Source organism: Mesorhizobium sp. M0802 (genome assembly GCF_040320115.1).
GTDB lineage: Bacteria > Pseudomonadota > Alphaproteobacteria > Rhizobiales > Rhizobiaceae > Mesorhizobium.
The window spans coordinates 30,597-46,318 of record NZ_JAMYOY010000019.1; the positions used below are offsets into that span (position 1 = coordinate 30,597).

4 protein-coding genes are annotated in these 15,722 nt (G+C 62.3%); all 4 read right to left on the bottom strand.

What is annotated here, in order from left to right:
- Nucleotides 1–158: 158 nt before the first annotated feature.
- From NKI10_RS23895 to NKI10_RS23910, 4 genes are read right to left on the bottom strand one after another with little or no spacing between them, the layout of a single operon-like run.
- A complete protein-coding gene (locus tag NKI10_RS23895; RefSeq protein WP_023806708.1) occupies nt 159–1,787 on the bottom strand; it encodes an AAA family ATPase in 1,629 nt (542 codons plus the stop codon).
- Nucleotides 1,787–11,068, bottom strand: a complete 9,282-nt coding sequence (locus NKI10_RS23900; protein ID WP_352862137.1) for an RNaseH domain-containing protein — start codon at nt 11,066–11,068, stop codon at nt 1,787–1,789. The genes NKI10_RS23895 and NKI10_RS23900 overlap by 1 nt, the downstream gene beginning before the upstream one ends.
- On the bottom strand, nt 11,061–14,453 hold the full coding sequence (locus tag NKI10_RS23905) for a hypothetical protein (RefSeq protein WP_023806706.1): 3,393 nt from the start codon (nt 14,451–14,453) through the stop codon (nt 11,061–11,063). The genes NKI10_RS23900 and NKI10_RS23905 overlap by 8 nt, the downstream gene beginning before the upstream one ends.
- Complete coding sequence (locus NKI10_RS23910) at nt 14,450–15,544, bottom strand: restriction endonuclease-related protein (RefSeq protein ID WP_155921536.1); 1,095 nt, start codon at nt 15,542–15,544, stop codon at nt 14,450–14,452. The genes NKI10_RS23905 and NKI10_RS23910 overlap by 4 nt, the downstream gene beginning before the upstream one ends.
- Between the last annotated feature and the right edge of the window lie 178 nt (nt 15,545–15,722).

Below are 15,722 nucleotides of genomic sequence, written 5' to 3' on the forward strand. Positions count from 1 at the left end.
AATACCAGCTCTGGGCGTCGCTGGCCCTCGAGCCACTCAGCAAGGCGTTCTTGGCTGGCAAGCAACCCAGCCTGGCTATCGATCCAACCCATTGGCAGTCGAGCTCTTCGCCACTGCTGGCATCCGCGTCTGGACGGATTTAGCGCGTCTGGACAGAATTAGGTTCGTCGATCGAGAACGGTCACATTCGGCAGGCCATCACCCGCCAGGATGTCACCAAGTTCTCCGAGCAGGAGGTTGGTGTGGCCCTCGATGAGGCCTTTCTTTTCCAGACGCCAACCGCCATCGCGCAGCTTCTCCGCAATCGGGCGATCGATGAGCACGTAGTCGACGGCGATGTCGGCCGGGACCAAGGTGGCGTTGAGTAGACGGTCGTTGCGTCTGAGGTTGGTGGCGTCGATCACCACGCTGTTCCCTGCGGCGAGTGCAAGTCTTGCACGTTGCCGCACCGTGTTGAACACGGCCTCCTGGCCTCCGGTCATATTGTGGCTGCCATAGAGCTCTTCGCGGATCGCATCGGCGGATATCACCAGCTCGGTCGAGTAGTTGGCCGCGGCATAGGAGCTCTTGCCCGCCCCGGACGGACCGACCAGCAGGACGAGGCGTTGACCGCAGCGCGGCCAATCCCAACCGACGCCGCCGGCGAAGCCCTCGGTATCCCCAAGCATCATCTGCCAGCTCCTGGATGCCCTGACGATGAGCGAAGCGTCGCCGGGCTCCATATGTGCCATCGATGTCCTCAGCGTCTTGAGGTCTCGGAGAAGGTTCGCTTCGAGCGGCGGGATCTCATCCTTCAGATGATAGAAGACGTCATTGATCTCAAGCTCGAGGGGATGGTGGTACGTTCGCTCCGTGTTGTTCTGGAAGGTCTTGGTGACGGGCAGGATCGAGGTGAGCTTGCCGAAGTACCTTTCCACGAACGCCTGGCGGATCTGTTCAATCGCGGGGAAGATGGTCGCGACGTGTGCCCGCCATACCCGTCGTGCCAAGAGCTCCCTGGAGCCCAGGAGCGCCAGAGTGTGCATGTGCGGGGCTCCGTCCATCAGGTCGACGAGCCCGTTCGACCAAGAGGGCGTTCCAAGCTTGAGTTCCAGTGCGCTGAGGAGCTGACGCGGGTCGATCTGGTCCCCTATAGGGTGTTCAGTGAGTTGAAGCGCAATCCCAGGGTCCCAGCATGCGACTTCCGCGACAGTCGCTACGGCTGCCCGCTCCGCGAGACGACCGGACCGTCCGAGCCGCGACTCGACGAAGAGGTGCATATCCGCTCGGGAGACAACGTCTCGCCATTTCACCTCGGATGAACCAAAAACCGCTTCGACCTCATCGAGAGGGAGAGCCAGCGGTGTAAGCACCCCCAGGCTGGGGGCCGAGATCCTTCCGGACCGGGTTCGCTCATTGCGGAAGGTGCGGAAGAAGAGGCTCCACTGGTTCCACTGCTCGACACCCAGCTCGTCGATGAGGAACACGGCGTTAGCAAGGGCGGCCGACTCGATGAAGTCATTGGTGGATCGGATGCTTCCGGGTGGCGCCCCAGCAGCTGCGGCCAAGGCGTGAGCAGGCGATCGGGCGCCGCTCGCGTTCCGGGCGTCTACCAGGATTGCACGAAGCCCTCGCCCCTGCTCCAAAGCGGATACGAGGGCTAGGATCAGGCCGGTTGGCCGTCGTGTTGGGAAGGAGAGCCCGATCAAGCCGCCGTCGTCGGAAGCCAGCCGGTCGACGGCACGTCCTAGAAACGCTGATGGTCCTGGTAGATCCCACCAGTCCACGCTGCCCCAGTCGATAGTCACTACGAACCTCCGGCCCCGAGCAACGATCTGGCGAGCGCGTTCAAACGGTACGGCCGGCTGTCCTCGTCGCGAGCCGACCCTGCTCCCTGTGCCTCGAGCAGACCCATCATCACTCCGAAATCGACGACCTGCTGCCCCGCGAGGTTGGCACCAAGCTCCGCAACCGGTCCCTCACCTATCTCATAGGCGGTGATATCGCCCTCCGTGTATACCGCTACGGCCTTGAATATGTCGTACATCGCCCCTGCCAGGCCCAGTTCGCCCGGCAACGCTGGATCGCGGCGACGTCGAACTGCCGTATTCTCGAGCCTCGTCGCTAGGGATTTGGCGTTCACAGTTCCTCCCGTGGTGAACAATTGCTGCATCAGCCGGTTGAATCCGCCGGTTGCGGCCTGCAACGAAGCCCTGAAGTGCATCGGATCGAGATGCTCCTGATGCAGGAAATGGTCCGCTAGAGTTGTGGACCAGGTCTGCAAGGGCACGATCTTCACCTCCTTGGACAGTGCTTTGCTGCTCGGGTCGCGGACCCAATCCAGGGCGTGTTCCGGTTGCCCCACGAAGATCAATCGAACCTTCCCCTCGCGGACCGATCTGGCGCGGAGTGCCCCCTCGACCCACGCGGCGTTCCATGGACTGGCGTCATGAACGACGAGAAGCGCAGCGGGCTCTCCGGGCAACGGCCCCTTGAGGTCCTTGAGCATGGCATCCATCGACTGGAACGACCGGGCCGTGACGTGCCCGGTACCGCGCTTGTCCTCCCGGGAGCTCGAGGCGGAGGAGAGGGCGCCTGTGACCATCCCGATGTCGGAGAGCGCATTGCCGAAGATCAGTGTGGCAGGAGCCCTGTCCCGCAGCATGTCGTGCTCCTGACCCAAGGTGAGCGGACTGATCCCGCCCTCCTGTATGCGCATGGCCGCATTTGCTTTAAGCTTTCGGCGCATCGACCGCGGGTCGAAGACCGGTGGGGCATTGCGATCCATGAATTCGCCGAGCTTGGCCGCGATCTTGTCGTCGTTGCCAAGGTGCCGGAGGATCGTCGGCGAACGAAGCGCCCAGCGATCGGGCTGCACGCGACGCAGCACTCCCAATCCCTCCATCTCGTCAAGCAGATCCTCTGCCACCGAGAGGCGATTGGCCTCCCCGAAGGCCGCTGGCCACCAGGACGCGGCGGCGTCGCGGACCTCCACTGCGGTCATGCCTTCACCCACTCGGCCGTCCGCGGCATCGCGCAGGGCTCGCTCGGCGACGATGTTCGCGATGAGGGAGTACCGGTCCTCGATCTTGCTGATCGTGAAATCGAAGGTCTCGCCGATCTCCTTCGCTATCGTCTCGTTTTCCAGCGCCAGGCGAACGTGGTCCGACGTGATCCCGGTTATGGGCCGTCGCTTCTTCAACGTTTCCTTGACCAGTTCCCGAACCAGGCCCTCGCAGAATTTCTGCACCAGGACCGGGTAGTAGTTGCAGTAGCTGAGGATGCGCCAGACGTCCTCACGGTTCTCGAACTCATAACCCATGCCCGCGAGTGGGCGCTTGACCAATGCCTCGGCATCCCCGAGCTCGTCGTCCATGAGCGGCCCGATACGCTGGGGATCGGATGCGATATGCTTGAGGGGCGGGTTCTCGGTGTGCACGAGCCGCGTCACGTTGTGCAGACCCGCGAGCACGAACTTGAACCGTCGGTTCGTATCGTCCATTAGCCTTTGCAGACGAATGAACTGGACAAAATCCTTGGTTGCATCGGCCTGGATAAACCTATCGGACTCGTCCAGGAGCACCAGCACCCGCCGCTTGCTGTCCCCCGCCAGCCAGCGCCGTATCGTCTCGCTGAACCGATCGCTCTGCTCGACCGGTTTCGAGAAGATCGGCTTCAGCTCGCGGGACATCGATTCCCATATCTGCTCTTCGCCAGCATTGGTCCCGATGTCGTTGATGTTCACGTACGCCACCGGTGTGCCGGCTCCGGGGTCATCCTCCTGGGATTGCAGATGACGTAGGAGCGCGGTCTTGCCCAGGCGTCGCCCGCCGTAGACGATGCAACTGCCATGGGGCTCAAGAAGCTTTCTGCGCTCCTCGGCGCGCCCGAAGAACATCTCTCTCGGCACGGCCTGATTGCCATAGTCGCGGTAAGGATCCGCGAAGGAGAAGGGCTGAGCCAATTCGAACAAGGTCAGTCCGCGCGATTCGGGCTCGGAGAGCGTGAAATAGACGATGGACTCGTCGATCGCGAGCAACCGCCTTGATTTCTCGAGACTGGACAGGTGCTGCTGCCGCCGGCGCTCGGACGGAACTACATCGATCACGACGAAGACTAGCCGGAGGGCTCCTGCATCGGCCTCGATGCCGGCAACCTCGCTATCGGTGGGCATCTTGGGGCCGATGCAGAAGCGATACTCTCCCCCCGTAAGACTGCCGAAGTCTGGAAGAAGTACCGAGGCGCTGTCCGGCAACAGGTCCACGTGCATGTCCATGGTGTAGAACTTGCGATTGCCGCGCGGATTCGGTGACCGCAGCACGACATTCAGTCCAAAGCCTTCGAGCAACCGCACGAGGCGGCCTGCGACGTCTGCTTCTTGTCGCAACGAGGCGACCGCTCGCTTGAGCTCGTTCCACTCCTCCAGCACGTTCACCACATCAGCGCGACGATCCGCAGCGATCCGTCCGAAGTTCAGACCGGCGAACTCGCCGCCCCCTTCGATCACTGAAAGTATGCGATCCTGCTCGGTGCGAGACATCTCCGCCAACGCATCGGGCACCTTCGGGAAGTACGCTCTGTATCGAGGGTTGGGCGAGGTGGTCTCAGGCAGCCCGCGACCGTTCTCGAGGAACTCTACGTATTCGGTCGCCGTCAAGAGATCGTCGCGTTGCACCAATCCACGCACCGTATCCAGATCACCAGCAGCGGCCGTCCTCCTGGACTCCAACACCCCCAGTCTAGCCAGCAGCTGTTCGCGGGGACGGGTGAGAAGGACGTCGACCTTGCTCCTGACGTCCGCGACTAACCCGTACGCCGCCCTGAAGTCGAGTATCTGCTCGTCCTCCTCCGTTGCTTCCGTTCGTGCCTCCAAGGGCACGATCTCGGGCAATGCCCTGGGTTCGATTCGATCCAGCAGGGAGAGAAGCGACTGCGCTTCGTCGATGGAACCGACACCTCCCATTCGTTGGACGCGGTCGACCATCAACCTTGCGTCACGAAGATCCGCCTCGAGCGAATCCCTCTTCGTCTCCTCATCTGCAAGGCGAAGTTCGGACAGGCCTTCGGGATCGAAGTCGGCAACCCCGAACGATACCGCCATTTCGATCATCATCGACGCTGCGATGTGCGATCCGACAGCCAGTCGCTTCCGGATCGCGGTATCGAAGGCAGCCCCATCGGCGGCGCCATGGATTTGGTCCGAGCCCGCTCCGACGAGCGCGCTCGTGACCGTTTCTGGCGCGTACGGCGCCGGATACCAACCGCGGCCGAAGTTGAGCGCCGATACCCATAGGAGCTGCCCATGCAGAGCAACCAGATGATCGACTGGGCTAGGGGTAGATTCCCCGCCGTTCAGCGTTTTTTTGAAGCTGTCGAAGGCTTCTCGTGCGAACTTGACGGCGGATGCCTCCAGCGCGGTGGCCGCTGGAAACTGCGCGAGCGCGCCATCCAGGGTATCGACCGCGTCGGTGATGCCGGACCTCGCCTTCTGAATATTGGCCCTCATGCCTTTCATCACTGGCGCAGCGTCGGCGGAATCGACGTATTCCGCGCAGAGTTGCGCCAGCGACTGGATGAGACCGACGAGCTTCTCTCTTGCGATGCCATCGATGCCTGTGAGCTTGTATGTTGCGACCCGCTTCTCCGTCTCCTCGAGGAGGTGGATGACAGAGCTACGGTCGTTGTACTGGGCAGCGAACTTTCGGGCGGCGTCCAACGCCGACTGCCCGCCTCGTTCGACCCGCTCCCCAAGGTTGCCTAAGGCGCCATCACGGTTGGTAAGGGCACCACGAAGCTTGTTCCCCAACTGGAACTTGTAGCGCTTGGCCCCGAATTCCTCCAAGGCATGCTTGATCTTGTCAGCAAGGATGCGCGTGTACTCGTCGTCCTGTGCATCCTCGCGCGCCAGCCGAAGCAGGGAAGGAGTGAGCGAGATCCCGGATCTGAGCGGAGCTGCCAAGGCCTCCCTCAGCCCATGGACTGCTTTCCCAAGGCCCGGCCCCACCTGACGCAGGGATTCAAGGGCGGCCTTGGCGTCGGACTCGCCATGGAAGATCGCGAATGGTGCGAGCGAAGCCAGTCCCATGATCCGCCTTGCCGTGGTCGTTGATTGCTCGTCATCGAGGCTCTCGAACACCAGCGCGGCCTCGGTCATCAGGTCGTGGACCACGGAGCTGCCCTGGTGGGCAGCGTGGTTGAAGCGGCCCGCGAAGGCAGCAAGCTTCAATTCCGGCAGGGAAACGGCGAAATCCTGGTGCAGGCCAGCTCGACGCGCCGCCTCGGACAAGTGGAATGCAAGCCCGAACCTCTGTGTGACGACGAATTCCTCGAATCGCTCTTCGAGCTTCGCCACCATCGGATCCGGACCGGACGCCAATGCATCTTCGATCTCGTCCGGCTCGGTTGCGAACCGATCGAGGACGAGATCGGCATCCTGGACGGGCGGGAATTCATCCAGCTCATAGGAGGAATCCCAATCGCGCTTCGAAGAGATTTCGCCGACATCGTCCAGCGGTGTCGAGAAGGTCTCGTCGGCTTCCGTCGCGTCCGCTGAGAGAGAAGGCGGCTCGTCCAACGCGGGCGGTTCGGCTGCATCACCCGAAGCCTCGAACTGCCTGTCCCCGGGGGGCGGCGGGACCGGCGCCAATCGCTGCAGCACCTCGATCGCGGAGGCGATCACGCTGCGACCTGCTTCGATCGCTTGTATCCTCAGAGCGGAGGCTTCGTCCAGTCGAGTCATCAACATCTGCCGGAGGATGCGTTGCGCCTTGTCGATCTTCTCCCGCGCAAGGCTCCCAATTTCCTCCGCCGACGCAAGCGTCTCTTCGATCGAGGCCGCTGCTTCGAGATCGATCGTCGCGCTGAAGGATCCGGTCGGAACGCTACCGAAATCCTCGTTCTCGACCCCGGCATCGACTAGAACTGCCTTGGCGTGTTCGAGTATCGCTTGGGACCGTTCCAACAAGGCTTGAGCGGACACAGCCTTCTTTTTGGACGCATCGTATCGAACAAGCGCCTGCCGCGCGGCTTCGAGCTGCTCCTCGATCTTGGCTAGGACGCCTTCGTCAGGCCCCGCGTCGAGGTCCGCAAATCGTAGGATGCTGCCCATGGCGCTGCGCCAAGCGGCTTCACCGTCGATCGACGTCGTCTCATCGGGTGCGTCGGACGCCATGTCAATTTCCGTTCCCATGTCCAGGGCAGGTGCTGAATGGCCAACTGCATTGGTGCCAATCATGGGGACACGCTCCGTTTGGGTTTGACGGGCCGTGTTGATGGATGGCCCTTCGGGTTCGGCGAACTCGGCTTGAGTGGGTTGCACCTCACCCACGCCAGTCGGCTTGGGTGGGAAGCGCCGAATGTCGCCAGACCATTCGTAGTCGGAACGAAAAAGGTGCTCGGCGGCGTCGGTCGCGAACTCGCGAACGTCCCCGAGCCGCCCATCGTTCTTGATCGTGCCGATGATCGCTGCGTCGAACGGGTGCTCATAGGCGCCAAGCACGACTTGAGCCTTGGCGAGTCGGACCGCGTTGCCCTTCAACAGGATATCGAGGAAATTCCAGAAGGTGTCGGGTCTGGAGAGGGACGCATCGGACCGGACCGTGGATTTCGCCGCCGTGATCGCTTGGCGCCAGAGAGGGTTGAAGGGGCTCCACTGCTTAGCCTTGTTCGAAGCCATGCTTCGTTTGGCGATCTGACAGATCGCGGCGGCGAATCGTGGATACCTCAGTCCATTTAACAGGATCGGCACGAAGTCGTTCTGGTCGGGCCGGAGGTCCGGCCAGCCATCGAAGCCGGTCAATGTCGCCAGTTCCAATCGAGACTGATGAATGGCCCTGAGCTGTGCATTCGGAATCTGCACAAACTCGGAGAGCCATTCCTCGGTCACGAAGTCCGGGAGACGGATGACTCCCGCAAGTTCCGACCAAGTAGGCGCTTCTTCATCGCCGTCGTCGTTTCGCCGCTCCCTATCCACCTTCGGCGCTTGATGAAACATGTGCACAGCGGTCTCAGACCCATCGCTGTGCTTGAAGATGGGCGCGCCGGCGTCCCTAGGCCATAGCGGAGCATTGAGGACCGTCACCCCCGGTTTACTAGCAAGTATGCCGTCCCAGGCCTGCTTGTCGGATGCCCCACCGCCAGCACCGGCATCATCCGGCGCGCCGTCGTCGGCATACGTGCCGTCGTCGACCGCTGGTCCTTGCCCGACTTCGGCGGCCTCGTCGTCCTCCTCCGGAGTCAGATCAAGGGCGAAGCGCGTCATGTAATCTCGCGCCTTGGACTCGAACGATAGTGGGGCGGGCAAGGACGTGGCGGACGCGGTATGCCCATAGCCGTACCTGAGGCTGGCGACGAGGTGGGCAATGCGATCCGGATCGTCCCCCTCCCGTGTGCTGGCGACGGTGATCTCGATCGGGTTCGGGAGCCGGTAGCTCACGTCAAAGATCGGTATCTCGACCGGCGCAAAGAGCTTCTCCATGGGTTGAGGAGCGTCCTTGAACGCCTTGGCCACGTGAACCAGTGAGACCAGACGCCGATAGACGCTCAGTCCTCTTGGCAGCGACATCTGGAAATATCCCGCTGTCGCCCAGTAATGAGCGCCAGTGCGCGACGACGAGAGCTTGACCGTCCTCGCGACTATGGTGGGGCAGTACCGGCGGAGCATCTCACCGGTCTCGGCTCCCGTGTCGGTGGTAACTGCGACATAGTCAGCGGTCTTGCGCTCCGCGATCCGAGCCGCATTGCCCAAGCGCACGCGAACCAATCTGGCGCCGGGCCATCGACGAGAGGCGTCCAGGCGTTCCGAACCAAGAGTGATCTCGCCGGAGATTTGACCGTCCCTAAGCCAGGGCCACAGGGAGGCTGCCCCAGTGCTGTCGATCATGACGAGGGGACGGTCGCCAACTTCAACGCAATCGTCCAAGATCTCGCGCACGAACGCCTGGAAACTGGCGCGTTCGGTCGCAAGGCCGCTCCCCAATGACGCCTTGATCGAAGGGCTTGCGATCCGCTTCAAGGCTTTGAACAGCGGCTCCCATCTCGCGGACCACTTCATCTCGCCGTCGTACCAGCCCACCCGTGCCGTGGTCCGACCGTTCTGGCAATCGACCCGGGTCGCGATGCAGAGCTTGCCGCCCTTGCCTGCCAGTCGGGTGCGCGCCTGAGTGAGGACGGATATCCCGATCAACGATGTTGGCTCGTCCGTGCTGTCCCGGAACGCATCGGCGACCACGTTCGCGACATCGGAGACCAGTCCTGCATGACCGAATATCAGATCGTACGTCGCCGCTTGTATCCGGTGGAGGTAGTTCGCGAATCCTCTATGACCCGACGCCCTAGGTCGCAGATATTGCACGTTCGCGTTGGCCTCCGCGGCGAGTGCGTACCGACCGGCCGGCTTGTTGACTGGATCGTCTGGTCGTCCATCATACCAGTCGGTCGCCTGCACCAGCGCGTGACAGCCGCCATCGATCTGGTTAAGCAGCTCGGCAAGAGGTCGCCATGCGGCGACACGAGCCTCGAAGCGTTGACCATTCTTCGCTTCGGACAGCGGAAGGGTCGCGCGTGATCCGTGCACATCGCTGGGCAGCGGACGAGTGCTCACCTCGATACTTGTCCCGAATAGGGTTCGCAGGACAGATTCGAGCAGGCGGCGCTCGTTCTCGCTACGAGCAATCGCCACCACCGATGGCTTCCTCTCACCGAAAGCTCTGGACACCCGTTGGGCGTTGGCGGTTCTGACCTCCAGCAGCTTCTCGCGGGCCTTGGACGCGGCCGTGGCGCTTATGATCGGACCATTCTCGCCAAGATCCAGGGAGTCCCACGCGGCTCGGATGGATGCATCGTCCGCAAGATCGTTTCGCCCTACTGCAACGGCGATGTCGGACAGCAGCGCCTCGGTCTCCAATGCCTTGTGGAGTTCTTCGGCCCGCTTCGGCACCTGCTTGGTCGTGGTTGTTTCCTCGAACGGTATCGCGACGAATCCGAGGCCGTCCATAATCTGCCGCACGACATCGAAGAGATCGGTCTGATCTCTCGTGGAAACGCCCGCGCCGATGGGATGGGAACCGAAACGCGGCGAGTAAGGGATGCCGAAGAAGTGGGAAGAACTGGCACCCCTCTCCACCTGCTCGGCCATGCTGCTGCCGATGTCGGCGCCCATGCCGAGCAGGTGCCCGAGGAATTCAGGCGAGATCGGGTCTTGAACCTGCTGCGATCGCACCGGCGCTGGTACTTCCAAGCACACTTTCGCACCGTTCTGGGCCATGAGCGTAAGGCTCACGTTGCTCTGACCGATGAGGACTCGACCGGTTGGAATCTCCTGCATCCAGCGCCGACGGGACGCGCGCACTGTGGCGATCGGCTTTTCGGAGAACGGAACGGTCTCGACCGTGATCGTGGCCACCATCGAATAGAGTGCTTCGTCGTGCCGCCTCGGCCAGGTGACGAAGTCGATCTGATTGGACGAACTGCGACCCCGAACAATCCGCCGAACCGGCCCCATGCCCTCGAAGAGTACTTTGCCTTCGAGTCCACGCGCGAAGGTGTGGATGATGGCATCCCGCGCCTCCACGAAACTGTCGGACGTCAAAGCTCCTCCAAGAACGACCGAGCGGCGTTGCCCGGAAAAGGCGTTCGAGGCCAAGACATCGATCGCGTCCACGAGCTGCTCGGGCGCACCGACTCTTGTAGCCCATGGGCGCAATGCCGACCCTACCCAGAGTGTGAGCGCCCTTCCCAGTCTTTCCTTGAGATCGCCGCTGCTCGGCACATCCATCAATGCTCTCGGCTGGTCTGACCAAGGCGCACCGAGGTCGCGCTCCAGGACCAATGCTTCTGGCACCTGCGACGCGATCGACGCCCGCAGGGAAGCGTATGGCAACGCGTGCCCCCCTTCCTTCTCGGAAGCATCACCCGCCTGACCGAGCTCCCTCATCAATGCCGCAGCGCGCGTTGTCCACGTGACGCGTTCAGCCTCCACGGGATCGCCGGCCTCGCCGTCGAACTGCAGCGCAGAGACGACGGTTTCCCTTCCTCCAGACCGACTGCCTTTCACGCCGCGGTACAGGATGTCTGGCAGTCGGTCACTCATCTAGTGGTCCATCCGAGAATGCTACGCCCGCGCAGCGACACAGCGGATCGTAGAAGGGCGAGTAGAGAGCCCCATAGATTTCGGCATCGACGGCGTCATCGTCGTGAATACGATTGCGCAGGATGTCCCGCATCGCCACCAACATGCTGCTCCGGAAGTTGTCCTGAGCACCTGCCGCGGAGCGAGGTGCCCATGCAGCGTCCACGAAGATCGCCCGTGCGGCTGCTCCATTGCGCATCGCTCTGCCGATGGTCTGGAGCACGTCGACCATTATGTCCGCCGTGAAGGGTATCGCGAGCTCGCCTAGTCGGCTGGCCTGCAGTGGGAACCGCAACAGGCGTCGTGTGACTGATGAAAGCTCGCGACGCGCGTGGCGCCAAGCGGTCGCCAAGTCCTCGTATCCTTCCTCGTCGCGGAAATGCCGCATGTCGAATGCCAATGACTGCTGACCGGCAATGCCCGCGACGAGGTCCAGGCTCTCCGATGCCGGATGCGGACGAATTAGGAACACTAGGGTCCCGAGCAATGCATCGCGGACCCTAGGCCCCGATTCGAAGACGATGTTCACCCCTCTTGCCAGCGCCTTCATCGGGAAGAGGAGGACGTCCCAATTGTCCCGAGCGCTCAGGCGCTCGACCTGTGCGGCACTGATCCAATCCCCATCGTTCTGATCGGGCGGCCTGTTCGCCACGCCGATCACGCGCCCCGCCAGGTCTGGCCTTATCCTCTTGATATGGGCCTTGACCTTCATCACCTGCTCATAGCTGTTCACCACCATGCCGACCTTGCGGCCAGGATCGAAGTCGGTCACCATTTGCATCGCCAATGGGTGTTCGCCGAGGAAGTAGTGCTCGACCATCTTCTTGAGCACTCTGTCTTGCTCGGTGGTCGACGAGCCGCTGAACCGCAGCATCCGGCTTGGGTTCGATGTGTCTGGTATCGGCGCGAACACGTACTTAGACTGCCGCGACCCCACGTCCCGCCCGGTGCGACGCAGGACGATGTCAGGCCCGACGGGGATATGGAAAGTTGGACTCTCCGCCAAGTACGATGTTGCACTCGCAAGCAGGACATTGGGGCCCCTTACACGGCCTTGATGCCTCAACAACCTGCCAAGACGATACAGCAGCACCCTGGGAGCGCCGCGGAACGACACGTATTGTAAGCGAACCTTGGACCGGAGGCCTTCGTCCTCATAGCGGAACCGGACTCCGGAGAGCCGACCGATCAGCGCCTCCGGAACCAGCCGCCCGAGGTCCTCCGAAATACCTTGCTGGAACAGCGGCTCCTTGTGAACGCCCTCGGCCACCATGGCCTGCTGAGCAGGGATTAGCGCAAGAAACTGCATGACGACGGTGGTCACGCCGACGAGAAAACGGAAGAGCTCGACGACCTCGTCACGCCCCAGATGAGCGCCAGGTTCGACGAGCTTGAAGAATTCGCTGCGCACCTGCTCCAAGTACTGATCGCGCTGCGCAGCCAGCGGCTCCGAGATCCAGTCGCGCGTCAGCCCCGCTATGGCCGTTGCGGTCGCCGACACCTCGCCCTTGCTCCTGCCGAGGTCGATGGCGATGCGCTCGGGATCGAAGCCGTATCCGTCGACGTCCTGGTCCTCGTCCGTGCGGCGCATTAGGGCCGCGCGGATGCAGCCGTCCCAGAACGCCCGGATGGCGTTGAAGCGCCTTTCTTCGCTCTCGCGTTGGAGGCCCGACAGGATGGAGATGTCCTCTGGGCTGAAGATGGCCGTGAGGATGTTGTTGCCGGTGACGAAGGTATCCTCGAACCGCGATAGCGGCGTCTCCACTCCGCTTCGGAGCCTCAGGTTCTGAAGGTGCCCGACCAGGCTGTGATTCAAGCTGCGGAAGTCGGACGCTGCTCGACCGTACTGCTGGATGCTGCCTGCCGCTACATCGGTTCGCCCGGTCGACAGCGGAACGAAGAGATCTCGATTGAGCGCGTGCTCGTAACTGGACTCGCTGCCGGTCAGATCGAGCGACGCCACGGCCTTGCGGTCGAGGACGGCTTGCGCTCCGTCCGCCTCATCAACCATGACCAGATCGGAATTCATGGCCACCGCTTCGAAATGTCGAATCCGATCATCGCTGAAGTGCGGGCTGATCCGGGTGTCCATCGACAGTACATGGCCCAACCAGATGTTGTGATCGGTAAGTTCCCTCGGCGCTCTTAGGCGGCCGCAGTGCGCCGACAGTGGACAGAGATGGGCCGTTTCAGTTGGTCGCAGCGAGCCATCCGCCTTGGTCGAGCGCTGAAGCACGGACGTGCACGGGGGCGACAGGTGAGGAAACTCGCGTTCTGGTTGAGCATCCTGTTCGAAGCCGCCCAAGGCGCAGTTCAGTGCCAACAATTCCGCGCCCTCCGCCGTTGCGCCGAACCCTTTGGTCTCGGTTGCGCCAATGCGATCGGCAAGTTTTCGAGCGTGGTCTATGCGGGTCTGCGGCGATTGGCCCATCAGCAAACCGACATCAGCGCCGTAGTTGCGCAGGTCGCCAAGCAGGTTCAACGATGTCTCAATAGATGGCAGCAGGACGACGACGCGGTAGTCCCGTGCGCTCAGCCACATGAGCAACAGCACGATCAACGTGGTTTTGCCAGTGCCAGGGAGACCGATCAGGTGCCGCAGCCCGTCTAGCCGAATGGTGTCCTTCGCGACCAGGCGACCAGTGGCCCTATCGGGTGAGAGCATCTCCACCTTCAGAGCGCCATTCGCCTCGCGCATCCGGGCCGCCCAGTTGCCGGGCGGTCGCCCCGGCCGCCGCCGATCCATCTCGTCGAGTTCCTCGGCGACGAGGATCAGTTCAGATACCGGTACTTCGATGGCACCACGCGGCTCCCTGGTGAAATCGAAACGCGGCGGAGCATCTGGAAGGAAGCTTTCGAGATCAACGGAGATCCTCTCGCTCGATCCTGAGGGACCCACCTCGACTATCATAGATCGAGTCGGATCGGCCGAAGCGAGCGACCATGATCTAAACGCCAAAGGGTTCTTGAGCGCCGCCATCATCGCGACCAGTTCTGGGTCGTCGTCCGGGACTCGCCTGCGAAATGGGAACCGAGGATCTGATGCATCGATCCTGTACGGCGGCTCCCTGTAATCCGGCAGGTGGCGGTGGTCCTCCTCCCAGCTAAGCGCCGAGTAGACCAGCTGACGCAGCTGGATCTCCGATGCAGCCACGACGCCGAGCAGACGAAGGGCCGTGGCCGCTTCCGCGAAGCCCTTAAGCGTTGCGCTGTCCAGCACCGAGCCGAAGCCCGACATCAATGCTGGGGCATCGCGAAGATGCTTCGCCCCAAGGATGGTGTCCATGGCCGCGCACAACCATTGCGCCCCCAGGGCTCCCACAAAGTCCTTCGGCTGCGCCCTCATGCCGAGAATTCCGCGATGACGGAGGCAACCGTCATGAACTCCAAGTCTTCTGCACCTACGTATGATGCTCGGAGATCGTCGATGTAGCGGGGGTTCAGCCGCACCTTGTAGTCTGGGACGACGATGATCTTCCGACCAAAGATAGTGAGACGCCCAACGCCTCTTGACAATCGAGCGCCGAGGACGAGCGGGCTCGCATAGTTTTTCACGTCTAGACCAACCTCCAGCCCGTCGAGCCCGACATCCGCAGCATCGGACATGGGGTAGAGGGAAACGGATCGGCCTTGGCCAGCAAGGTGGTCATGCAACGCCACCTCGTCGAGCCCGGGTCCCACCCAGAAGGCCAGAACGGCACCCGTGGCGAGCCGAAACAACGAAGGATCAGCGATGCCGTAGCCCACGATCGTTTCCCCACGGATGGCGCACCGACGCACTCTGCATCGTCCATTGGGGAACGCGGGATCGCTGGTCGGCCAGAGCAGAGACCCGCAACGTCCGCACAGCCGGGCGGAGCCATTTGCCATCGCAGTCTGAGGAATTGGCCGGTAAAGGGAAGCGATCGCGCGCGCGCCATGCAGGTGACCGTTCGTGATAAACCTGTGCAGGGCGTCCAGACTGCAAACCGGCTGCCGCACCACGAATTCCCTGATGGAGGTGTAAGCCCGATTCCGCTGAGCAGCCGGGTAGCTCTGGACCGCGACCCTCAACTGCTCATGATGGATGTCCTCGATGGCATCGATCTCGCTTCCGCCCAGCCGCGCCAGTTCCCTGCAGTCGGCGGTCGGAACGCCCGAGGCGTCGTCCACCAACTCCACGTCGCTGTACTTGAAGTCTCCGGCGAAGCTGGGGATGCCCCAAAACCCCATCGCCCGCGACGCGGCCCCCATCACCAGGTGGATGCTCGACCCCAAGTCATCGACTCCTTCGGTTAGGCAATGCCGCGACAGACGGGCCAGCGCCCTTCGAGCGATCGGTGGCATCGAAGCCCCTTGGTGAACGATCTCGCCTTCCTGGGCGATGCGGTCGTAGATCTCGCAGAGCCCACGCGCCAACAAGACCGCCGTGACTACAGGTTCGGAGTCCTCGATCAACGCGACGACCCCAAGGTCGATCCGAATAGGCACTCTGCAAGCAGCAACACTTCTCCTCCTTCTGTCAGGCTACCGCGTCATTATTCGCCTGATCCACAAGTCTTTCGAACTTTGACCGGATACTCACAGGAAACAAGGGGCTGTTCTTGATGGTCAATGCAGTTTTCGGTCTACCCCA